The 23,279-nt window shown below is 35.3% G+C and carries 19 protein-coding genes and 1 pseudogene; 3 read left to right on the top strand and 17 right to left on the bottom strand.

Annotated features, from left to right (window positions below; genetic code table 11):
• Positions 1-5 precede the first annotated feature (5 nt).
• From HNS38_RS11010 to HNS38_RS11080, 14 genes and pseudogenes are all read right to left on the bottom strand, one after another.
• Positions 6-593, bottom strand: a complete 588-nt coding sequence (locus HNS38_RS11010; RefSeq protein WP_172281152.1) for a sugar transferase — start codon at positions 591-593, stop codon at positions 6-8.
• Complete coding sequence (locus HNS38_RS11015) at positions 589-1,848, bottom strand: peptidase U32 family protein (protein ID WP_253916330.1); 1,260 nt, start codon at positions 1,846-1,848, stop codon at positions 589-591. Before HNS38_RS11015 ends, HNS38_RS11010 begins: the two co-directional genes overlap by 5 nt.
• A gap of 398 nt (positions 1,849-2,246) precedes the next feature.
• Entirely contained in the window at positions 2,247-4,187 is a 1,941-nt protein-coding gene (locus tag HNS38_RS11020; protein WP_172346461.1) for a T9SS type A sorting domain-containing protein, read from the bottom strand.
• A 141-nt stretch (positions 4,188-4,328) separates the two neighbouring features.
• Positions 4,329-5,240 (bottom strand): proline dehydrogenase family protein, encoded by a 912-nt coding sequence (locus tag HNS38_RS11025; RefSeq protein ID WP_172281112.1) that lies wholly within the window; start codon positions 5,238-5,240, stop codon positions 4,329-4,331.
• 502 nt (positions 5,241-5,742) lie between these two features.
• Positions 5,743-6,276 carry a methylated-DNA--[protein]-cysteine S-methyltransferase gene (locus tag HNS38_RS11030; RefSeq protein ID WP_172281110.1) on the bottom strand — a complete coding sequence of 178 codons (534 nt, stop codon included), beginning with the start codon at positions 6,274-6,276 and terminating at the stop codon, positions 5,743-5,745.
• Positions 6,277-6,407: 131 nt separating this feature from the next.
• Entirely contained in the window at positions 6,408-6,995 is a 588-nt protein-coding gene (locus tag HNS38_RS11035; protein ID WP_172281108.1) for a hypothetical protein, read from the bottom strand.
• Positions 6,996-7,148: 153 nt separating this feature from the next.
• Positions 7,149-7,973, bottom strand: a pseudogene (locus HNS38_RS20415) (metallophosphoesterase).
• Between the two features lie 100 nt (positions 7,974-8,073).
• A complete protein-coding gene (locus HNS38_RS11050; RefSeq protein WP_172281104.1) occupies positions 8,074-8,652 on the bottom strand; it encodes a TetR/AcrR family transcriptional regulator in 579 nt (192 codons plus the stop codon).
• Positions 8,653-8,807: 155 nt separating this feature from the next.
• Positions 8,808-10,031, bottom strand: a complete 1,224-nt coding sequence (locus HNS38_RS11055) for a CotH kinase family protein (protein ID WP_172281102.1) — start codon at positions 10,029-10,031, stop codon at positions 8,808-8,810.
• Positions 10,024-10,629, bottom strand: a complete 606-nt coding sequence (locus HNS38_RS11060) for a hypothetical protein (RefSeq protein WP_172281100.1) — start codon at positions 10,627-10,629, stop codon at positions 10,024-10,026. The genes HNS38_RS11055 and HNS38_RS11060 overlap by 8 nt, the downstream gene beginning before the upstream one ends.
• 200 nt (positions 10,630-10,829) lie before the next feature.
• Complete coding sequence (locus tag HNS38_RS11065) at positions 10,830-12,053, bottom strand: CotH kinase family protein (RefSeq protein ID WP_172346462.1); 1,224 nt, start codon at positions 12,051-12,053, stop codon at positions 10,830-10,832.
• Complete coding sequence (locus HNS38_RS11070) at positions 12,043-12,633, bottom strand: outer membrane beta-barrel protein (protein ID WP_172281096.1); 591 nt, start codon at positions 12,631-12,633, stop codon at positions 12,043-12,045. The genes HNS38_RS11065 and HNS38_RS11070 overlap by 11 nt, the downstream gene beginning before the upstream one ends.
• 130 nt (positions 12,634-12,763) lie before the next feature.
• Complete coding sequence (gene rnr / locus HNS38_RS11075) at positions 12,764-14,905, bottom strand: ribonuclease R (RefSeq protein ID WP_172346463.1); 2,142 nt, start codon at positions 14,903-14,905, stop codon at positions 12,764-12,766.
• A 391-nt stretch (positions 14,906-15,296) separates the two neighbouring features.
• Positions 15,297-16,229 carry a M23 family metallopeptidase gene (locus HNS38_RS11080; protein ID WP_172281092.1) on the bottom strand — a complete coding sequence of 311 codons (933 nt, stop codon included), beginning with the start codon at positions 16,227-16,229 and terminating at the stop codon, positions 15,297-15,299.
• A 261-nt stretch (positions 16,230-16,490) separates the two neighbouring features.
• Between HNS38_RS11080 and HNS38_RS11085 the strand changes: the two genes are divergently transcribed.
• The gene (locus HNS38_RS11085) at positions 16,491-18,050 is read left to right on the top strand and encodes a hypothetical protein (protein ID WP_172346464.1); all 1,560 of its coding nucleotides are present in this window, start codon (positions 16,491-16,493) and stop codon (positions 18,048-18,050) included.
• 30 nt (positions 18,051-18,080) lie between these two features.
• On the top strand, positions 18,081-18,845 hold the full coding sequence (locus HNS38_RS11090) for an SDR family NAD(P)-dependent oxidoreductase (protein WP_216663698.1): 765 nt from the start codon (positions 18,081-18,083) through the stop codon (positions 18,843-18,845).
• On the opposite strand, the gene HNS38_RS11095 is transcribed toward HNS38_RS11090, so the two are convergent.
• From HNS38_RS11095 to HNS38_RS11105, 3 genes are all read right to left on the bottom strand, one after another.
• The gene (locus tag HNS38_RS11095; RefSeq protein WP_172281088.1) at positions 18,842-19,555 is read right to left on the bottom strand and encodes a porin family protein; all 714 of its coding nucleotides are present in this window, start codon (positions 19,553-19,555) and stop codon (positions 18,842-18,844) included. The genes HNS38_RS11090 and HNS38_RS11095 overlap by 4 nt on opposite strands.
• Before the next feature lie 3 nt (positions 19,556-19,558).
• Positions 19,559-20,464 carry a M48 family metallopeptidase gene (locus HNS38_RS11100; RefSeq protein WP_172346465.1) on the bottom strand — a complete coding sequence of 302 codons (906 nt, stop codon included), beginning with the start codon at positions 20,462-20,464 and terminating at the stop codon, positions 19,559-19,561.
• A gap of 146 nt (positions 20,465-20,610) precedes the next feature.
• Entirely contained in the window at positions 20,611-22,137 is a 1,527-nt protein-coding gene (locus HNS38_RS11105) for a head GIN domain-containing protein (RefSeq protein WP_172346466.1), read from the bottom strand.
• A gap of 83 nt (positions 22,138-22,220) precedes the next feature.
• On the opposite strand from HNS38_RS11105, the gene HNS38_RS11110 reads away from it, so the two are divergent.
• A complete protein-coding gene (locus HNS38_RS11110) occupies positions 22,221-23,276 on the top strand; it encodes an aldose epimerase family protein (protein ID WP_172346467.1) in 1,056 nt (351 codons plus the stop codon).
• Positions 23,277-23,279 lie beyond the last annotated feature (3 nt).

Raw genomic sequence — 23,279 nt, forward strand, 5'->3', positions numbered from 1 at the left:
CTTCTCTAAGATAAAATTTTAAGGAAAGTCTTCCACATGATTTTTAAATCGGTGAGAAGGCTTTTTTCTTTGATATATCGCAGGTTCATTTGCAATTTGGCAGGCATGATTTCTTGGATATAGGTCTGCTCAGGATGAGGGCTTTTTTGAAGAATCTCATTTTCGTTAATATAAGCTAAACTTGCATAATCTGTTAAACCTGGTTTTACCGATAATACCTTTTTTTGCTCCTCGTTATACATATTTACATATTTGAGAACTTCAGGTCTGGGTCCTACCCAACTCATGTCTCCTTTGAGGATGTTTAATAGTTGAGTCATCTCGTCCAGCTTATATTTTCGTAAATAATAGCCCACTTTAGTTATTCGAGTGTCTCGACCTCCCACAGTCAGCAATCCTTTCGATTCGCTATCAGGACGCATGGTTCGGAACTTGTAAATCCAGAATACTTGTTCACCTCTTCCAACTCTTTGTTGTTTAAAAATCACACCTCCTCTGGTTTCTATAATTATGGAAAGCGCAATCAGTAATAGGACAGGCCAAAGAAAAAACAAGGCCAAAACAGAAGCTATGATATCAAAAAGACGTTTAATCATCTTCTTCTGTGTTTTCTACAATCTTATAAACTTTATCTCCTCTTCTTACCAATTCCTTGGTTTTAAAAGAAACCGCTTCTCCTTTATTAGCTTGTGATACTATCTTTAAATCAACTCGCATTTCATTTACCACATCCTCATAAACACCAGTGGTTGGACCAATGATATTGATTTCATCACCAGCCAATAGCTCATTGGTCTGAATCTTCACTTCTGCAACGCCTATTTTTGTAAAGTAATTGGTGATATTTCCTAAAAAAAGTTTCTTCTTGGTCGCTTGATTACCATAGCGCTCTGTCCACTCTCCTGTTTTTCTACCTAGATAATAACCATCCCAGAATCCTCTATTATAAACTTCCCCAAGTTCTTCGTTCCATTTGACTATTTTTTCTTGGGTATACGCTCCAGTCAACCATGCATCAGCTGCTTCACGATAAACTTTTGTTACTGTCTTTACGTATTCGGGAGAGCGGCCTCTGCCTTCAATTTTCAGAACTCGAACACCTGCTTTGAGGATTCTATCGATAAAGTCTACTGTTTTCAAATCTTTTGGTGACATGATATACTCATTATCCACTTCCAGTTCTAATCCACCATCTTTATCTTTTACATCGTAAGGACGACGACAAGGTTGTAAGCAAGCGCCTCTATTGGCGGAGCTATTCATGGTATCGAGGCTGATATAACACTTGCCAGAAACGGCCATACAAAGCGCACCATGGGCAAATATCTCAATCTGTACCAATTCCCCTGAGGGGCCTTTTATTTGTTCTTTTTCTATGGCATCGGTGATGGCTTTTACCTGCTTCAAGTTTAGCTCGCGAGCTGTTACCATCACGTCAGCAAATAAGCTATAAAACTTCACCGCCTCTATATTGGTAATATTGGCCTGGGTAGACATGTGGATTTCCATACCTTTGGAAAAAGCATAGTGAATAACGGATTGATCAGAAGCAATAATAGCAGTAATTCCATGCTCTTTTGCTGCATCTATCACTTTTTTCATTTCCTCTAATTCCGCATCATATACCACAGTATTTAGGGTGATATAAGATCTGATATTATGCTCTTTACAAATTCCTACTATTTTTACTAAATCCTCTATTCCGAAGTTTTTTGAGGACTTGCTGCGCATATTTAATTTACCAATCCCAAAATATACAGAGTTGGCTCCACCTTGTATGGCAGCCATTAAAGATTCATAAGAACCCACAGGAGACATAATCTCCACAGCATGAGATGTTTTAAGCATGTATTCGGTGTTTTTAATATTCGGCTGCAAAAATAGTTTTTTTTAAGGAAGTGAAAGGTATGTGTTTTTGCTTGGTTTTGGGCTGTTTTTATTTATTGGAGGATGTTAATATTTAACGAAAAGCCTCAAATCCGCGAATAATAAAAATGTATCTCTTAGCGGAACTTTGAGTCTCCTTTGTGTTTTTTGTGAAATAGCTTTAGTATGATTTATGATAATGGGAATGTAAATATATCACGAAAAGTCGCCAAGTCGCGAAAGTTTATATATGCGGATGAAGATTTTAATTGGCTCACGCAAAGCCGCAGAGCTTATTAGTGTTTATTCAGAAAAAAATTTGTTTGTTTCAATTCGTGTATTCGTGGTAACTATTTTTTTCAAATTCTTACCAGCTCATACTATTCTACAATCATTTTCTTAGTCTGGCATTCCTCATCCACACAAATGGTATAGAAATACACACCAGCTTTTAAATATTGAGCCTGAATGTTAATCACTTTAGCCTCCTCTATTTTTCCTTCGAAGCTTTGGTAAACTGTATGGCCAAGCAAATCCGTAATTTCTATATTCACTTCTTTGGGTTCTTGGAAACTAGAGGTGATTTCTATTTTTGTTTCTCCAGAGAAGGGGTTTGGGGTGTTTTGGGAGATGCGAACATGAGGTGATTGCATTTCATTTTCTGTTATCTTATCAGCGCAACAGAGATAGTCAAAGGGTAATCGTAAACCATCTATATAATTATGTTTAATAGGGAGTGATGGGTTATTATATGCCCATTCTGATGGGCCTACACTTGTTGTCATTGGGAGTGCTAACATATAATTCCACCCATCTATATAAATATTTTCCGCCAAATACGGATAAAAATAGAACCCTTCATATAATGTGTTTTCAGTGAAGTTTTTGATATAAATTTCACCACCACCCAAGCATAGGCTTGCTCCAAAAATATCTGGGCTAATTAAACTATCTGCTCCTGATATTACATCGTCGTTCCAAGTAACTACATAAAAGCATTCTCCTCTTTCTTTTCCCATTTGTAAACGATGATCGAATCCTAGATTGCCAAACATGTTGGTTGAAACTCTTGTTTTTATCTTTGAAATAAAGAAAATATCTTGTAGTCCGTTTGGAGTGATTGTAAATTCAAATAAATGACCACCTAAGGCATCATCTTCTACCCAATTACCATCAGTTGGGTTCAATACATCTCCTTTTGTTGAACCATAAACATTAGCAACAATATGCAGTTTACCTTGATAGTCGACAATTCCTGGAAAATCCCTATCACCGTTAATAAAAGATGGCCTTACAGTGCCAGGGTTTCCGTTTTCATCAATCCAAGGTTGTAAATATTCAGTTAATGCATAATGATCTTCCAAATTCAATTCTATTTCATTCCATGATTCACCTTTATTTGTAGTATAAAAAACTTGTGGTTGGTAAACTCCGTATTCATAGGACTCATTGGTAACTCCAATCATCCACATATAACCAATACTCCCATCATTTGACCATGCTGACCAAGTAGTGTATAGCGCATATGCAAAGCCTTCATCAGGATCAATAAGCCAATCAGGCTGAACTGTATTTATTTCCCAATCATAGCCATTTTCAGGGTTATTGGTAGTTCCCCTATAATGTTTAAGAATTTGGTTTTTTCCATATGCTCCAATACTCTCAAAATCTTGACCAAATATATAGGCTTCACCGTCTTTAAAGGTCATGGAGGAACGAGCCCAATCGTTATCACCCTCCCAATTGTATATGTTTTCTTGGTAATTATTATTATTAATTTGAGAGGACACAAATGCAGTATTTGACCATAGTTCATTTATTGAATCTTGCCCAACAACAAGAGAATAGAATTCTTCAAGATCATCACTTTCGTTTGGATTGATGAAAACGGCTGATGGATTGGTAATAAAATTGGAAGTCTGTGTTAAAAATGATTCATCCCAACTTACACCTTCAAATGAATATGCTGAAACTATAGTTCCTTTTTGATTTATTTCAGAATATGATTCTGGATCGCCTTCAAATACCATCAAGAGGGCAAGATCATTAGTATTATTTAACCAATCAAATGATAATGGCCTTTGCTCAGAATTTAATATAGAAAATGCATTAGGTGATTTTCCTATATGAATCCGGCTAATATCGTTTTTTGAGTTATTATTATTTGGAAACTTAATATCCCTCTTAGGATAATCCACCTTACTCTGACTAGGCTCCACCGGTTTCTTCATATATTTCCGATAGGATTCTTTAGATATTTGAGCTGAAGAAAGGGAAATGATTCCAAAAATAAGGGAAAAAAAGAGTAAAGTTTTTTTCATGAGATATGGTTTTACAATATATAACACCAAATGTATAAAAAACGTTTTACAGATGCAACCTTAAATTCAAAAAGTATTTCTAATAAAAAAACCCACTAGAAAACTAGTGGGTTGAAAATATTTTGTGTGTTTATCTTCTTTTTATCCTTTAAAGAAAATAGCCTTAATGATCAGCATGGCCATTTTAGGATTTTCTTTTAATCTACGTGTAGAATATCCAAACCATTCTTTACCAAATGGTACATAAACTCTCATGCGGTGGCCTTTATCCATAATGCTTTTACGCAATGCTGGGGTTACACCATAAAGCATCTGGAATTCGTATTGGTCTGGTTTGTAATTATATTTTTCAATTAATTTATAAGCTCCATCTACCAAAGGCTTATCGTGAGTTGCAATGGCAGGATACATTCCTTTTTGCATCATATAATCTAAATCCTTGAGATAATGATCGTTCACCAAATCATAACCTTTAAAGGCTATTTCAGCAGGCTCTACATAAATTCCTTTGCAAATTCGATAGTTGATAGGATTGTCTTTAGAATGAATATCTTCTAATCCTTTAATATCGTCTAAAGTACGTTTCATATAAGCTTGTAAAACCAATCCTGTATTCTTAGGAAATTCTGCTTTTAATTTACGGAAAAGATCAATTTCTAGATCAGTACAAGGACTGTCTTCCATATCTACTCTCACAAAGTTATTGAAGGAGGCGGCATAAGCTACAATCTCTCTGATATGTTTGTAAGCTACTTCTGCATCAATCAATAAACCGAAAGAAGTAGGTTTTAAGGAGTAATTTCCTTGGATTTTAGCAGCCTCAGCAGCTTTAATTACCTCTAAATACTCTTTTTTATTAGCTTCAGCTTCATTAAGATTCTCAATGAACTCACCTAATACATCAATAGTTGTTAGAATGCCTTCATCATTGAGTTTTTTTGCCGACTTAATGGCTTCCTCAATGGTTTCACCTGCAATATATTCCTTAGAAAAAAGCCATACCAGTTTCTTTGGCATATAAGGCAACATTCCAGCTATCATTTTGTTGAACATAACCCTTACATTTAAATTGTGAATACTTTAACGTTTGTGTCTGCGGCAAATGTAATATTTAGGACAATATACTTGCTATTTTCTAGATAAAAATATTGTCAGTAAAATACTGAATTACAAGTGGTAGGTGGAGGAGATTCAATGTTTGATGTTCAATGATTAAGGTTCATTGTTGAGTAGCGCTGAAAATATCTCTGTTTATCTGTGAGAATTTGTTATTCCCTGTCATTCACATTAGACCTTTTCGTTTTAGGATAATTGCAAAGGATAGTAAAGAGTTGTAAAGCATAGTTGCTCGCTTTTGTTCCATTTTATCATTCAATCATTATATCATTTTATGGAGAATCGTAAAGAGAATTAAGGATTTGTAAAGATTAGTAAGGAATTGTAAAGTGAAGTAAGGGTGGAATGAGAGAAGATAAGAAGGTGGAAATGATTGAATGAGGAAATGATAGAATAGCCAGACTATTGTAGCATTAAATCATTATACCATTGTAAGAAACTAAAACAAAGACAACTGAGAGGGGTTCCAACTGCCTTCTAGTTTTAGGAGTTTCTTTTTGGCTGAGAGGCCGCCGGCATAACCTACCAGTTTCCCATCACTGCCTATGATTCTATGGCAAGGAACAATGATTGATATGGCATTGGCACCGTTGGCAGTAGCTACTGCTCTGATTGCTTTTTCGTTGTTTAAGTCTTTGGATAATCCTAAATAGGTGTTGGTTTCCCCGAAAGGGATGGCTAATAGCGCTTCCCAAACTGTCTTCTGAAAATCGGAGCCTACTAGCAAAATAGGAAGGTCGAATTGGGTTCTTGTTCCACTAAAATACTCCTCTAACTGAATGATGGCTTTCTCAATAACTTCGCTATTACCTTCTTCATAGTCGGTTTTTAACTGAGTAAGAATCCTCTTGTCAATCTGCGGTCTCATTTTTCGGAATCTCCAATCACAAAGACATAATCGGTCTTCGTAGGAACCTAGCATAAGTTCTCCATATGGAGTTTTGTGATATTTGATGAGGATGTTTTCTGACATGGAGTTTGTGATTTGTTTATTGGTGTAAAGATAGTTTGTTTTCGAGAATCTTTAAACCTTCATTACAAAACACTCCTGTAAATAAATTGGGATTAGACATTACAATTTATGCAATAATGGCCAAAACCAAACTAGAAATAAAAATTTACACCCAAAGCCAAACTCACCACTTGGTATAGCTTAATCTGTCGAGAATTGAGCTTATACCAAAAAAAGGAATCCACCGAAACCACTTCAGCATAGCATTCTATTCCTTTAATGAAATACTTAGGATTGAGGTTTTTCTTGGCAGAAACTCCAGCTAGAAAGCAAAGATGAAAGGCATTGGGAGAATAATATCCACTTGGGTATTGGCAGGGGAGTTCCACAAATGAATTTCTTCCGGTTTCGTAACTAAAGGTAAAACCCAAGTAGGGAGTAAACTCCAAACCTAAATATTGTTTTCGTAAGAGTGGAAAAGTGTTTTTTAAGTTTAAGGTATGTATTTCTGTATGGGCAAATTTTTTAGGCACATATCCATAAATAAACTCCGTCTGTAGTTTTTTCTTGAATAATTGATAAGCAAAACCTCCTGAAAAATAGCCTATATTCCCTGCAAATTGGACCTTAGCATAGTCAGGAATTATCCAGTGATGCTCTTGGCTTTCTGCTTTATTCTGTGACCATAAATCAGTGGTCAAAAGAAGAAAACTCATAAGGATGAATATGATTTTTTTCATGTTTTACATTGCTGTATTCAGTGGTCCTTGATCGGAGTCGAAAGGCCCACTTTCTATGCTGTAAAAGCTAAATTTATGGAGCTACTTAAGAACTATCATTTGCTTTATCAACTACTAAATTTGCTCAATATTTAACTCATATTTGAGACCTTCTCAATTAGCATTTTCTATTCTGTAAATAATGGTTTCTTGATTTACAGATATTTTAGCATATTCTGTATTCTTGGGCCATGGAACCACCAAATAGGGAATACCATCCTTATAATAATCTCTAGAGAGGTAAGAATGCGTATGACCGTGTATGGATAGAGAAACATTGTTGTCTGCCATTATTTTTGCATACTTCGCCTCTGAATCTTCATCAAACTGGTCACCAAAAGGAGGAATGTGAGCAATTACAAATTGATGTTCATATTGGTTTTTTTCTTGTAATTTGGATGCTAGCCAATCAAAATCTGGTGTTCTATTGCTTTCCCAAAATACATCATCGAACATGATGAAATGGGAGTTCTGAAAAACAAAATCATAATTGGTTTCTCCAAACATTTGTGCATATATTTTCTCTCCATTGGCATTATAATCGTGATTCCCTATGAGGTTTTAATAGGGCTTGTTTAGGTCTTTCATCACAGAATAAAAAAGCTCATACTCCGTCAATAGGGCTTGATCAGAAATATCTCCAGCGATAATCACAAAGTCGATTTCATCATCATTATTGATTTGTTTCACAATGCTGGCCAAACTGGTATAATGATAATGTACATCGGCAATTACCCCAAAAGAAAATTCTGAAGGGGATTTGAATTGATTACTGATACCCTGTAGCTGAATCTCATTGGTATTTAGCTGATCATTTTCCACATTGGCATCATAGGGGCTGTACTCGAATAATTTACTGCAGGATTGACTTCCTAAAAGAATGATTGTAGAAAAGACCCCTAAGACGAAGTATCGTAATATGCATGGTGATATTTTCATCGTATTTGTGTATTAATTATTAATTATCCTGAACAGACTCAGAGTTGAAATGGTTTGATTATACTTAAATCGTTTATTAGTCAAATCATGAATAAAAAAATTAACGAGTTACCCCGTTAATTAATATTTCTGCAACTTTTTCCAAAGGTGGATTCGTCTTTCTTGGATTGTCTTTCAAGAAATAAGTGAGTTCCATTCCTTTAAGCAGCATGATGATGGTATCTAAAGCCACATCAAAGTCTGAAGGGTTTTTAAACACCCCTTCTTGAATCCCTTGTTCAATAATGATTCTGAGCTGAGCTTTTTCCCAATTGTCAATATTTTCTCTTAAATCATCAATAAAATCGTAATGCTCAAAAAAATCAGCACGCACTGTTTCATTATAGTTTACAGCATTAGCAATGGTATCCATCCTCACCACAATATACTGCTTGAGTTTATCAACTGCCAGCATTTCTTTGTTCTGACTGATCTTATTCAAGATGGTTTGAAGATTAGTTAACTCTCTTTTAACCACCTCTGTAAATAAGATTTCCTTACTATGAAAATGATAATATAGCGAGCCTTTAGCTTTACGAGCAATTTTGGCAATTTCATCCATGGATGTTTTATTAAACCCATAACGACCAAATAATTTGGTGGCTACTGTTAAGATCTTATCTTTTGTTTTGTCGCTCATTCGTATTTCCTGACTATATTAGTTTTTCGGTACAAACTTAAAAGAAGTTTATGAATTGTGCAAGAGTTTTAAGAATAATTAATTCATATTGTTTTGATGACGATAGATATGATAAAATGTCTTTGGAACAATTCGATGAAAAAGGAGTCTAAAGACTAGTGTATTTTATAATGATCTCCAAAATTGCGATAACGCATTTCAAATTGCTCTTGCAATCTTTCCAGTTCATAATACCAAGCTATATGGTCTCTAGGAATATCGTATTTGGCCATATTATATTTGATCTCATCCTCTATTCTATTGGCATTCTTCTCCACAATGGATTTAAAAAGATTTGGACTGGCTTGATGATAAATTTCTTTTTGTCTTCGCTTTAAACTTGTCGCAAAATCAGCATCGGTTTTTAAGGTATCGAATAATTTCTTAAGAAATCCATTATAGCCAGTCTCGTCCACAAAAAGTCTATCTGCACTAGCTGCAAAGTCCATATCATATAGGAAGAATCTAAATTTGCCATTGGGACCCACATTATAGATTTCCACATTATTATAAGGCCAATCGCTATTGCCAATAAAATCCTCAAAAATGATATAATCTGCAAAGCAATTTAAATCTATATTGTTCAGCAGAAAATCTGAATCCTTGGTATGAACAGCCTCTATTAAATTATTGATGATTTGCTCGTTACCACTGCCAAACTCTAAAACTTCTTGTCCGTCTCTAATATGTGATATCTTCAAAATGTTCACCTCATCATTATCCACATTCAGGAGCTTTCCCAAACTATTATCATCTTTTTCAGTACGCAAATTGAGGAGGCCATAGAAGGATTCATTCAGAAATACTTGAACAGGTTGATGATAACTTAACTCCAAATCGAGACCTAGTTGGATGGCCAAATCAGTAAACGAGATGTCTTTGACAAAGGTGCCATATAAATCGTTTCCCGAATTCCTCAGGCTTATTTTTTTTAATTCATTAATTGAATGGTTTGGCAGCAATTGATCAACTTGTAAAATGGGAGAGGATATGTTATTCACTTTCTTTTTAAACTTTACTTTCAGACTTTTAAGAGGATAAAAAACAGTAGATGTCCCTTTTATTTTGAGTTCTATCTTTTTGTCTTTTATTATACTTTGGTCTTGAGAGAAATAGGAAAAAAAAGCATCTATTTCCACATCAGAAGAAGGATGATGCATCATGGAATCAAGTAAAACAGTATCCGCAGTTATGTGAATCACATTCAAAGCTGTTTGAATATTTTCTATGGTTAAAGCTGCTGGATCTATACTATATTCTTCATTTACTATGTATTTTGTGCATGAGAATAGGCATAAAAACATAATGAGTATGCTAATAATGATTACTGGTTTAGTCATGATTTTTCTTTTTTAGTATTTGAAGATTCATACAAACACCCAAACAAACATGATTGGTATAGTTTCTAAATAGAAAAGAATCTATTTTGTCGCTTACAATCCTAGAATATGCTAATTCCATTGCCCAGATTTCACTAAAATGATAAATAAAACCACAGTTTAAATTTAATCTCGCATTATAACTTTTGTTTAAAGCCACATCTTCTAGGGCTCTATAATCTTGTATTGAGAAACCGATATGAGTACTCCATTTGGGTAGAAAGCAATAATGAATATCAATTGGAATATCGAAATTATAACTATAACCACTCACTTTGGTTTCATTGAGTTCAATAATATCGCGGTGCTGTTGAACCCCAGGTGTAATACTAACGGAAAATTTCTTTCCAAGGGATAGTTTATATCCAAATTTTAAATAGATGCCTCTGGAAAAAGTGCTTTTTGCTGTGTATTTCCAAAGCTGTAATTCTTTGGTATTATACCCGATAACACTTCCCAAACCGACATCCCATTTCCCTTTTGCCGATGTTTGAAAACTAAATGCGATTAGTACTCCTATAATGATGTATTTCTTCACTTTATATTCTTTAATTCCCAATGAATCACATTTGGTATTATTTGATGTTTTTGTGGCGGCAAATGTAACTAATCATTCTAATATTTGAACACTTATTTGTACGTAAACACGATAATAGTACATAAAGACCAATTATTATCGAGTTTATGATGAATAAAGAAGCCATTTCAATCAAAATACTTAATAAAAATCATTCTGAAAACATGAGGTGAATGGAAAATTTAATCCAATTGATAATACCATTTAAAAAGTTTTCTTCGAGTTTCAAACTTCTCACTCAATCTTTGTAGTTCATAATACCACATGATTTCATTGGTGGGTGTTTGGTATTTTCCAATATTATAAATGATGTCTTTTTCTATGCGATGCCCATTAATATCTAGGATGTGATCAAACAATTCCACGGTAGCTTTTTCATAAATATAGGCTTGTCTTTTTTGGAGTAATTCTACAAAATGAGCATCTTGTATAAGTGCATCATAAAGAAGTTTCAAAAAACCATTATAGGAAGATTCTGCTACAAACAGTTTGTCTTTATCAGCGGCAAAATCTAAGTCATAGAGGAAAAACCTGAATTTTCCTTGTGGTCCTACATTATAGATTTGAACATTATTATAAGGCCAATCGCTATTTCCTATATAATCTTCGAAAATGATATAATCGGCAAAACATTTGAGATCAATGTTTTCCAGTAAATAGGGAGTATCATTTCTTTTTACAGCATCAATAAAATTTTGAATAATGAGGGAATCTCCACTACTAAAACCAATGATTTCTTGTCCATCTCCTATATGTGATATTTTTAGGATATTTATATCGTCATTGTCCACATCAAGAAGTTTTCCTAGGCTGTTGTCATCTTTTTCAGTTCTAAGGTTGAGAAGGCCGTAGTATTGATGATTAATAAACACTTGCACTGGTTTATAATAACTCAATTCTAAGTCGAGTCCGAGCTGAATAGCCAATTCAGTATAGGAAATGTCTTTAATAAAAGTCCCGTGAAAATCGTTGCCTGAGTTTCTTAAGCTGATCTTTTTTAAAACTTCTAGATGATGACCCGGAAGTGGACTATCCACTTGAATGATGGGAATAATTTGATTATTGACTTTCTTAATGAATTTTATTTTCAGACTTTTCAAATCATAGAAAACGGTGGAAGTTCCCTTTATTTTCAGCTCAATATTTTTATGACTAATGATGGTATCCCCTTGGGAATACATATTAAAAACAGCATCTATCTCGATGTCCTCATGAGGATAAGCCATCATATAGGCAAATGGAGCAGAATCGGCAGTAATATGAATGATATCCAACTGAGTTTCTATATTATCTATACTTAGGTTTTCAATATCAATATTGGTTTCGGTATTAACCTTATACTTTGAGCAGGAGAAACTCAAAAGAAGTATCAAGGTAAAAATTGCAGCATAAAATCTATTTATCATTGTTCAATCCTCTCTTTAAATTGAAACGATACCTCATACCTACAATCAGGTGATTGGGATAATTGCGAAGTAGAAAAGCATCTCGCTGATCGCTGAGAATGGTAGAAAATCCAATCTCCATGGACCAATGAGGATTAAAATAATAGGATAATCCCAAATTTAGATTCAAGCGGGCATTATAACTTCTCTCTAATGCAAACTCTTCCATAACTCTATAGTCTTGAAGTGATACTCCCGCATAAACACTCCAATCATTATAAAAGTGATAATAGATTTCGACAGGCAAATCAAAATTATAACTAAAGATTTCGACATTTATATTATTAATCCCCACCTCATCGTAATGTTGTTGAAAACCTGGAAACACACCAATGCCAAAGTTTTTAAACAAAGTCCACTCATATCCTAGTTTCACATATAGGCCACTTGAAAAGGTCTTTTCCACAGAATAATCCCAAATATATAGTTCAGTAGGATTATATCCAAAGGTACTGCCCACGCCAAGATTCCATTTCCCCTTGGCAGAAACAGTTATGCTCAAACAAATGAGGAATAAGAGTATGAATTTTTTGAGTTTCATTTTATCCACTATAAAGGCACACAAAAATAAAAAAATGTCTGAATTTTGAATATATTATTGAATAAAAAAAATCCGCAGGAATCATAGAAACCTGCGGATGATAGTTTAATATTTATGTTCTTAATTATATTCAGTCATTCACCATCACGAAATCCAATTGCTTTTTCTGAACATGAATGGCTTTTACCTGAATACGAACAGGGTCTCCTAGCTTTATGGCTTTACCATGTCGTTGACCAATCACCTGATAGTTTTCTTCATCTAAGAAATAGAAATCATCGTCCATATCTTTCATACGAACCATTCCTTCTACTTTAGATTCTTGAATTTCCACATAAACACCCCATTTACTCACTCCACTAATGACACCGTCGAACTCTTGTCCAACCTTATCGGCCATATAAACGGCCTGCATATATTTCACACTAGCTCTTTCGGCCATAGCTGCATTGCGTTCCATTTCGGAGGAGTGCTTACATTTCTCTTCGTAATCCACTGCCGACATATCGTTTCCATTTTGCAAATAATGCTGCAATAATCTATGCACCATTAAATCGGGATAACGACGAATAGGAGAGGTAAAATGAGAGTAATAGGGGAAGGACAAGCCATAGTGACCAATATTATTGGTGGAATAATAAGCCTTCGACATGGTTCTGATGGCAATGGTTTCAATCATATTCTTTTCACCTTTGCCTTCTATATCTTTAAAAAGCTGATTATAGGAATTCACCACGTCTTCCCGGTTATTCAATTTCAGATTATAGCCTAACTTGCTCACAAATCTGGCGAAGGTATTTAGCTTTTCTGGATCTGGCTCATCGTGAACACGATAAACAAAGGTTTTGGCCTTGTGCTTACCATCCACTTTACCTATAAGCTCAGCCACTTTTTGGTTGGCCAATAGCATGAAATCCTCAATAAGCTTATGAGCTTCTTTTTGCTCTTTTACATAAACGCCTATGGGATTGCTTTTCTCGTCCAACTTAAACTTCACCTCGGTGGAATGGAACCTAATGCTACCTCTTTTAAAGCGCTTGTCCCTCAACTTAGTTGATAACTCGTTCATCTTCAAAATTTCTTCTGGGAAAGGACCTTCTCCGCCTTCTATAATTTGCTGGGCATCCTCATAGCTATATCTGTGGTCAGATTTTATTACTGTTTTTCCAAACCACTCTGACTTAATTTCAGCTTCCTCATTCATGGTGAAAATAGCAGAAAATGCCAGTTTCTCCTCGTGAGGACGTAAGGAACAAACCTGATTAGAAAGCTTCTCTGGAAGCATAGGAATAACTCTATCCACCAAATAAATAGAAGTAGCTCGTTTATAAGCCTCCTCTTCTATGGCGCTTCCTGGTCTTACAAAATGACTCACATCGGCAATATGTACACCAACTTCCCAGAGTCCATCTTTCAACTTCTTCAAAGAAATAGCATCATCAAAATCCTTAGCATCGTAAGGGTCAATGGTGATGGTAAAAGTATCTCTAAGGTCTTTACGTTTCTTAATCTCGGCCTTGTCTACTTCATTAGGGATTTTGGCGGCATCGGCTTCCACATTAGCTGGGAACTCACTCTCGAAATTATAATCGAAAACGATGCTTTCAATTTCCACCTTATGATCGCCTGGCTCTCCAAGAACTTGAGTTACTTTAGCAAATGGATTACGAGCATGCTCAGGCCATTCGAGCAATTCAACGATAACTTTTTGGCCATTTTTAGCCTTATTCAAATGTTCTTTTCCGATAAAGAAATCTACATGGATTTTAGGATCGTCTGGTATAACAAATGCATAGTTTTTAGATACATCTATAGAACCTACAAATTTATTTTTACCTCGCTCTAATACTTCTACTATTTGTCCTTCTAACTTGCGAGCTTTTCGTTTTGGAAAGATGAAAACCTTCACCTTATCGCCATGAAGTGCATTTTTGGTATTTCCTGCCGAAATAGAAATATCGTCACCGCCTTCATCATTTATGATATAGGCCTTTCCGGTAGATTGCATATCTACTTTTCCAGTGATTTTAGTCTGTTTTTGCCCGTGGGTAGTAATATATTTTGGAGAAATTTGAAACTTCCCTCTTTTGGATTCTACAATTATTTTCTGCTCAAAAAAGCTGAGGATTAGGTTTAATACTTGCATTTTTCCAGCCGTATCTTTAATCCCTAATCTTTTAGACATCTGCTTGTAATTGAACGCACTAAATGGATTATTAGCAAATTCTTTTAGTATGTTTTTTTCTATTGTGTTATTGTTTTTATTCTTCATTATTCGTTAATTTTATTCCGCTATTTATATGTGCTTGTTATTCATCAAATTTATAAATAATAGCGAAATGATATGTATTCTATTTTTCCGTGAAATGAAGGGCAATCTTAGATATGAGTCCGGAAATTCGAGAGGGGGATATTTACGGTATTAAATTGTCCGTCATAGAAACGGATGTGTTATTATTTGCTGCAAAGATACACTATTTGTGGAATACTTGATTAAGAGAATATTAATCCAATATTATTTAAAAGATTTAAATACAAATTCGGACAAATGTAAACTTACTCAAATGATCTGTATCACTTGTAAATCTGAAGATATGGTAATATTCTAAAACAGAAAGAGCCAGAGAAACCCCCAACTCTTATAAAATCTTATGTATTTGAGCTTATTTTCCCAAACTCACCAAGTCATCGAATTCCTCATCGCTAAAATGCTCATATAAATAAGGAACAGGGTCGACGACCCTCCTGTCTTTTTGAACCTCATAATGTAAGTGTGCAGAAATGGAGCCACCTGTATTTCCTACCTCACCAATTTTAGTAGCTAGTTTTACTTCTTGGCCAAATTTTACATTAATCTTGTTGAGGTGACCGTATAAGGTGCGATATCCATTTCCATGATCAATCACAATCTTATTCCCATAACCATCTTTCATATTACCTGCAATAACTACTCGTCCAGCTGAAGCTGCATAAACAGGGGTACCTCTTCTGGCGGTGATGTCAATTCCTTCGTGGAATTTCCTGATGTGATATATTGGATGATTTCTATAGCCAAAACCGCTAGTAAACCTTACAATATCGCTTTTGCGAATAGGAGTGATTTTTGGTCTGCTTACTATTTCTCCAGCTAGTTTATTGGCTTTATAAGTCAACTCATCTAATGAGGACTTTTGAACAGCCACACGAGCTTGAGCTTTATCCATGTCTAATAGTGAGATAAATTGGTCTTCATTAAAAGTAAAACTTTCAGAACCTCCAATACCAGCAAGTCTGATTTCCTCTTCCAAAGGTTTTTCACCTAATAAAACTCTATATAAGTCCTCGTCTCGTTTTTCTACCTGACTCAAATAACCATGAATACTATCCAACTTCTGTCCATATACATAGAGTTGAGTTTCTAGTTTATTATTCTGTGATTTTAATTGGGCCTCCTCCGGAGTATCAAAGTTTAGAGAGTATGTCCAAGTGAAAACAATGGCCAAAACAACACTCAATCCTAAAACCAATCCTGCTTGCATAAAAAATCGCTTTGCGCTTGGTTTTACTCTTTCATAAGAGAGTGTTTTTTGATTATAAAAATATTTTCTTCTTATCATAAATCCGTTTTAAAAAATCGGGCTGCAAAAGTAATATTATTTTTTAAACCACAAAATCGGTGTTGTTCAGCTGATTAAGTGCGATTACTTGGAGCAAGACTTCTCGTAATCTGGCAAATAAAGCAATAATTTTCATTACTATTAAAGGCCCCTAATACTAGTTTTCAAAAGGCTTCTGTTGATAAGCATGATGCAAAAACATTCATTTAGAGCTTGATTTATACTATATTTGAAATACCAATAAAACTTAAATTTGAACAATTGCTAAAAAAACTTAAAATACTCATCATTATTGTATTGTCCTTGCTTTTTCCTCTAAGCCTATTGGCAAATGAGGTAAATTCTATATTAAAGCAAGGTTTGCAAACTCTGTCTTCAGATACCTTAATAAAGGCCATGTATATCGACAATTTCTTTTCAGCCGATAGCTCAGAGATCCTATTAGGTGATTCCGTAGCAGAGCAAGAATTATTCAATTATGCCCAAAACTGTGGTTTTAATTACCTAATTCTTTATGGACTTTCTCAGGTTCCATTGGGAAGTAATCCTGATGCTGTGGATGCTTTACGAAGTTTTGTGAGACGAGCGCATGAGAATTATGATATGAAGGTGGGCTGCATTGGGCAATCCTCCAAGTTCTTCGATAGAATACACCAGAAATACCAAAGTTTAGAAATTGTAGATTCCATTGAACGACTAGATTCCTATAATTTGGAGTTTGAGTTTTGGAAGTCTTATAATGCTGGAATTTATGAAGGCTATTATTGTGATTATTACCTAGAGCCTAATTCTTATAGCTGCGATAGTATTGGTGCTTTCGAGTTTGCTATGGATGAAATGGTGAAAATCGATTCTATAGCAGGAATACTTGCTGATACCAGTTTAACAGAAGTGCCAAGTGTCGTAAGTACTGAAATATATATTGGTTGGATAAATGAATATCATGCAGAAGTTTTGGCTGATAAAATGGAGCAGGGTATCATTGATAGAATTCTGGGAGCCATTTATAAACCCGCTTTGGAGGATGGAAGCTTGAATCTTTACTATTTCTATCACCAATTGAGAAGAATGAGTTTTTTGGGCAATCAGAATACTCAAATCAAATTTTTACCCATTTTTGCAAGTAAAGAAAGTGAAGGCAATGATTTAGGTGATTGGCTCGATTCTATTGGCATTGTTCCTTATGTATATGAGGATTATACACAAGATTATTTAATGGATACTTCTGCTTATACCGAGAATATAAATCTACAAGGCTATGTTTGGTATAATTATTCTAATATGCCCCTTTGTTTTGATTCTCTGGGAGCAGAAGGCTGGTTAGATGGACCAGAGGGCGAATTGCTCAAAGATTCCATTTATACTTTTCAGGTGATGGATTATGAAAATGCCAATCGTTTTTATTGGGTATTGCCACCGGGTGTTTCTTTTGTTGATTCCTCATTTTGGGAGGATGCTGTAGATTTACAATTTGCCTTTAATTTTAATGAAGGAGATAGTATTATGGTGAGGCCAGCAAATAGCTGCCATTTGGGAAAGAGGCAGAGCTTTGTGATAAAGGCATTCGATGACATTCCTGAAATAAAGGAAGAAGTATTTCAAATATACTATTCCAATAAGCAAATATTTATTTCTTCTGAAATATCAGGAGCTATGGGTTTTAAGATTTATAATCTTCAAGGACAATATATTCGAGAAGGAGAAGTCTTTATAGAAGGTGGAAGAGGCGAAATTCCATTCCAGAATCATAAAGGTTATTATTTGCTTCAGTTATCAAAGCAGAAAATAAATATATCTCTACTATTTCTAATTGATGAATAATGGCGACATTAGCCCATAAATACAGATATCATGAATTTCAATTTTCAAAACAAAACGGTCTTAATTACAGGAGCAAGTAAAGGTGTTGGAGCTGCTGCCGCTCAATTATTTGCCAATGCTGGAGCTAGAGTAGCTTTGCATTATAATCAAAACAAAGAAAAGGCGGAGGCTGTTATAGGTTCATTATCTGGTGAAAACCATCAATTATTTCAAGCAGATTTGGTGAGAAAAGAAGCTGGAGTTGAACTGGTAGAACAAGTGATAAATGCATTTGGAAACATCGATATCATAATCAACAATGCAGGTATTTATGAAGAGCATCCCCAAGAAGAAACCGACCTAGAATCTTGGATGGATGTTTGGGAGCGGACCATCAATATTTGTCTTTTGGCACCTGCTCATATTTCTTATGCCGCCACGCCATATATGATTAAGAATGGAGGCGGAAAAATCATAAACATCACCAGTAGAGGCGCTTTTAGAGGTGAGCCCACAGCTACAGCCTATGGTGCAGCAAAAGCAGGTTTAAACTCAGTGAGCCAGTCCATGGCCAAAGCTTTAGGAAACAAAAATGTATTTGTTTATGCGGTGGCTCCAGGTTTTATAGAAACCGAAATGGTACAGTATTTATTAGATGGAGAAGATGCAGATTTCTATAAAAATCAAAGTCCATTATCGAGATTCTCTAAACCAGAGGAAATAGCCAAAACTATAGCTTTTCTGGCATCCGAAGGTACTGATTACCTTACCGGTGGAATAATTGATGTGAATGGGGCTTCTTATTTAAGGTCTTAACCCTTTTCTTCTACTTTTTTATCTTCTTTATCACCAGCACCAATGGGGATATTCACTTTTAAAAAGAAACCACTATTTACAGAACCAGATTTGCCTTTATATACATTGGTGAATCCTTGATAATATTTGGCACCAAGAGTAAACCCTTTCCCCTTCAATAGTCTATATCCTGCTCCAATGGTCATTCCGGCATCTATTCTGTTGATTTTTTCTTCATTAAAATTTCGAATGCTGACATCAGAATTATCCGATTTGCGAATAAACTCTGTCCAAGCACTATACATTAATCCTCCTTGAGCTCCAAGCTCCACATACATGTGGTTCTTAAATTTATATTTAATTAAAACAGGAAGGATAAAATAATTAATCACTTGAGCATAATTCCCTATGGAGTCATAAGTAGGAGCTTCTAAAACTTCTAAATCATGCGCACTGAGTTTTGCTGTTCCCAACTTGGATTTCACCAATATTCCTGTGTTTAAGCTCCATTGCTTTTTTAATCTTATATCGAAGTAAAAGCCAAGATTTAATGCTCTATTGTATTTATGGGATTCAAAGCCATTAATTTTCGACCAATTAATACCTCCCTCTAGTCCAAACTCTATACCACCGGAGTTTAGTTTATCCCCTAAAAGCAATGAGATCAATATTTGCGAATTTGCTAAGGGAGCCATACCCAATAATAAAATGGCTAGAAGAAGTTTCTTCATATTCTATTTTTTACGAATAATTTGAACTGGTTTTCCATTTGTTTCTGAGTTATTTGAATTATTCGAACCACTGGTATTGCTATTCACTCCAGTACTTGTTCCGCCCGATTTATTATAATAGGTCATGGCTTCAGGCATCCATTTATTCAAATTGCTGATTCTGGTATCATCGCTGGGGTGGGTACTTAATATTTCTGGTGGTTTTGCTCCACCAACTGATGACATTCTTTCCCAAAAAGCTGGTGCTTCTTGTGGATTATATCCTGCCATGGACATAAATATCAATCCCAAATGATCGGCTTCGCTTTCATGAGTTCTACTATATGGAAGCATCACCGCGTATTGGCTTCCATAGCCATATACTGTGGACCAAATCATTTGTGTTTCGGCTGGTTTTTCGCTTAGTGCTAGCATTAGGCCAGTTGCCCCAGCTTGTTGCATTAATTGTTGGCTCATTCTTTCGTTACCATGTTCAGCTACAGCGTGAGCAATTTCGTGACCCATGACCACCGCTAATCCAGTCTCATCTTTAGTAATAGGAAGGATTCCGGTGTACACTACTACTTTTCCGCCTGGCATACACCAAGCATTTACTTGTTCGTTATCTACCAAATTAAACTCCCACTCGTAGCCTTCTAATAAATCAGCATAGCCATTTTGTTGTAGATATTGTTCCACAGCGGCTTGTATTTTTTGGCCTACTCGTTTTACCATTTGTGCATTAGCTTGGTCCTGACTGGCTTGATTTTCAGCCAAAAATTGGTCATATTGCTGAAAGCTCATAGATAGCATTTCACTAGATGGAATCATATTTAACTGGGAACGACCTGTTACTGGAACAGTGCTACAAGAATTTAGAAAAGTAAGCGCAATCAATAAGGCGGTAAAAGCCAATATAGGTTTCTTCATCATTTGGTATCATTATATTATCTCGTGGCAAAGATAAGAACAATTACATATAAGAATATCTCTTTAATCATATTAAGGTTAATAGAAAAACCCAACACTATAATAGCATTGGGTCTTCAAAAGGTATGATCAATAATCAAGATGTTTTACCAACTCACTAACATAATTCCAACTGAGAAAGGATAAAGTTTTGGGCCTTTACTTGAGTTGAACATTTCTGTTAAGGATACATTCGCATATAAATTAATCCATCCCCAACCCACTCTTAAACTGGCATCCATTTTAAAAGGACGCATATAGAAGTTGTCGTGAACTTTTGCTTTGTTATAAGATGGTGAAGTAGCTGTAGCTATTACATCGCCACTTACTGCATGAACTAAATTATAGTCTTTGTTGTTTTCGTTGAAATAGGTTTTCTGATGGGCATGAACACGAACGCCAAAAATAGCTCCAAGGCTTACATGCCAGCGATGCTTTGTTAAAGGACTTGGATTTTTATCTTGGAATTCGAATAAAACTGGAATGGTAATGAAATTGGTGACGATTTTGCTTTTGCGAACATTAACTCCTTTGTTATAGGCACCAACAAAATAGGTAGAATCTTGCATGACGGTAAAGGATTTGGTAAAGCTATAATTATGGATGGAATATCCAATTCCAGTGACTAACCCGAAGTTTCTATTTTCTGAGAGATTTATATTTTGCTCATAGATATTCAAATCTACATTTATTGATTTTTGCCATAAAAGATCTAGATATTCATACTCCTCAGGTAGTGAATAGTAATATTTATCGTTTACATACCCATTGATTCCTATACCAACTCCACCCCAATGGCCATTAAATCTATTGTGACGAATTCGCTTATGGGTTACTTCACCCTCACTATCATAAACCCATTTGTGACTACCCACTGTTACTTCACCAGTCTCATCATCTTCGTCTACATTTACCTTAATTCCTAAGAATTTTGCTCTTGCAGTAGAACCATCATAAGTAACTCCATAGGTTGTTTTTTCGCCATCTTCATCGGTAGCTTGTATTTCATTATCATAATTTACTTCTCTGTCTTCAGGAATCTCGGTACGCTTGTCGGTTACTAAAACACCAGCAGCACCTGAGACCACGATATCGCTACTTTCAGCTTGCAAAAGAGAAGTCTTCAAAATAGATGCGCCACTGGCTTTACAGCTAATGGATTTTGCTTTTCCACTCAATTCTAAGATGCTAGCTCCACTTACTTGTCCATCTATATGACCTGTTTCTACTTCTAGGTTTACTTGTGCAGCACCACTCACTTCGAAGTTTATATGCTCTGGTTTTTGAGGCTCCTCCGAAACGACTATCACCGCACCACTGATATCGAAATCAGAAATATAATCACTATAAATATCTATTCTGATGGGATTACTTTGTCTGATGGGACGGTTTGAAATCTCAAGAACACCATTTCTAACTTCTGTTTTAACTTTTTCAGCAACGCTAGGCTTAGCATGAATCACTAATTTTGGATCGCCATTCATTAAATAGATTTTATAATATCCACCTACTATAAGACCAGTGAAGTTTTGTTCTGGTGTGCGTTCGCTTATATTTGCATCTTGAGCTTCTGATAGAAATGGGAAAAGAACTATCAGGCTTAAAATAAAAAATTGTATCATTTTTGTCTTCATAATTATTGTTTTAATAATTTTGTTGTTTTCCATGTGACGGAAGTATATTTACTTTTGTTACAGTTACATTTCAAAAAAAGACTATGAATATCACTCGCAAACACTACGGAACACTCTCAAACGGCAGTAATGTCGACATCATTGAACTTTCCAACGACCATAAGATTACCATTAAAATACTTACTTATGGAGGTATTATAGAAAGCATAATCACGCCAGATGAGGAGGGGTTTTTAAAGAATATTGTTCTAGGTAAGGACAATTTAGAAGGATATGAAAAAGATGAAAGCTCTCTGGGTGCCATTGTTGGGCCAACAGCTGGGAGAATATCTTTGGGTCATTTTACAATTGATGATAGGGATTTCTCCTTAGATAATAATGGAGCAAAGCATAGTCTGCATGGTGGAGCTGCAGGTCTAGGAAAAAAAACATGGACCGCAGAATTGGAGAAACGAACAGATTCTGTGAAATTGGTTTTAACATTTTTAGCAGCAGATGGTGAAGGTGGATATCCAGGTAATAGAATGTTTAAAACCACCTATATCCTCAATAATAAGAATCAATTATTGATCTATTTTGATGCCACTACAGATAAAGACACCATCATTAATCTTTCTTCCCATTCTTATTTTAATATGTCCAATGAAGACGATAATATCTATGATACTCTAGTGATGATGAATGCCCAAAAAGCACTTCATGTGGATGGGGAAATGATTCCAGATGGTCAGATTGATTATGTGCTAGGAACACCCTATAATTTCAGTAGAGGAGCCAAACTAGGGGAGGCTTTAAAAGGGATGAAAGAGGGAATTGATAGAGTATATATCATCAATAAAGCATATGGTGTTTTTGGAATTTCATCAAAAGCAGTAGACGAGAAGAGTGGTCGCACTCTAGATCTAGTTACCGATCAGCCTGGCGTTGTCTTATATACCAGTAATCATTTTGATGGAAGTGAAATGGGAAGAAATGGAAAACCATTGATTAGACATGGTGCTTTTTGTTTGGAGCCACAGCATTTTCCTGATGCTCCAAATCATGACAACTTTCCTTGTATTACTGTTAGGGCTGGTGAAATATATAAAAGCCGCAATCAATTTACATTTGGGCTTGTGAGCCATAGCCATCATCATTAAACA

Source organism: Lentimicrobium sp. L6 (assembly GCF_013166655.1).
In the GTDB taxonomy this organism is placed as follows: Bacteria; Bacteroidota; Bacteroidia; order Bacteroidales; family UBA12170; genus UBA12170.

Excerpts from the sequence above, each read along its gene's own strand:
- HNS38_RS11015 (WP_253916330.1), bottom strand. The coding sequence starts at position 1,848 with ATGCTTAAAACATCTCATGCTGTGGAGATTATGTCTCCTGTGGGTTCT.
- HNS38_RS11020 (WP_172346461.1), bottom strand. The coding sequence starts at position 4,187 with ATGAAAAAAACTTTACTCTTTTTTTCCCTTATTTTTGGAATCATTTCC.
- HNS38_RS11025 (WP_172281112.1), bottom strand. The coding sequence starts at position 5,240 with ATGTTCAACAAAATGATAGCTGGAATGTTGCCTTATATGCCAAAGAAA.
- HNS38_RS11030 (WP_172281110.1), bottom strand. The coding sequence starts at position 6,276 with ATGTCAGAAAACATCCTCATCAAATATCACAAAACTCCATATGGAGAA.
- HNS38_RS11035 (WP_172281108.1), bottom strand. The coding sequence starts at position 6,995 with ATGAAAAAAATCATATTCATCCTTATGAGTTTTCTTCTTTTGACCACT.
- HNS38_RS11050 (WP_172281104.1), bottom strand. The coding sequence starts at position 8,652 with ATGAGCGACAAAACAAAAGATAAGATCTTAACAGTAGCCACCAAATTA.
- HNS38_RS11055 (WP_172281102.1), bottom strand. The coding sequence starts at position 10,031 with ATGACTAAACCAGTAATCATTATTAGCATACTCATTATGTTTTTATGC.
- HNS38_RS11065 (WP_172346462.1), bottom strand. The coding sequence starts at position 12,053 with ATGATAAATAGATTTTATGCTGCAATTTTTACCTTGATACTTCTTTTG.
- HNS38_RS11070 (WP_172281096.1), bottom strand. The coding sequence starts at position 12,633 with ATGAAACTCAAAAAATTCATACTCTTATTCCTCATTTGTTTGAGCATA.
- rnr (WP_172346463.1), bottom strand. The coding sequence starts at position 14,905 with ATGAAGAATAAAAACAATAACACAATAGAAAAAAACATACTAAAAGAA.
- HNS38_RS11080 (WP_172281092.1), bottom strand. The coding sequence starts at position 16,229 with ATGATAAGAAGAAAATATTTTTATAATCAAAAAACACTCTCTTATGAA.
- HNS38_RS11090 (WP_216663698.1), top strand. The coding sequence starts at position 18,081 with ATGAATTTCAATTTTCAAAACAAAACGGTCTTAATTACAGGAGCAAGT.
- HNS38_RS11095 (WP_172281088.1), bottom strand. The coding sequence starts at position 19,555 with ATGAAGAAACTTCTTCTAGCCATTTTATTATTGGGTATGGCTCCCTTA.
- HNS38_RS11100 (WP_172346465.1), bottom strand. The coding sequence starts at position 20,464 with ATGAAGAAACCTATATTGGCTTTTACCGCCTTATTGATTGCGCTTACT.
- HNS38_RS11105 (WP_172346466.1), bottom strand. The coding sequence starts at position 22,137 with ATGAAGACAAAAATGATACAATTTTTTATTTTAAGCCTGATAGTTCTT.
- HNS38_RS11110 (WP_172346467.1), top strand. The coding sequence starts at position 22,221 with ATGAATATCACTCGCAAACACTACGGAACACTCTCAAACGGCAGTAAT.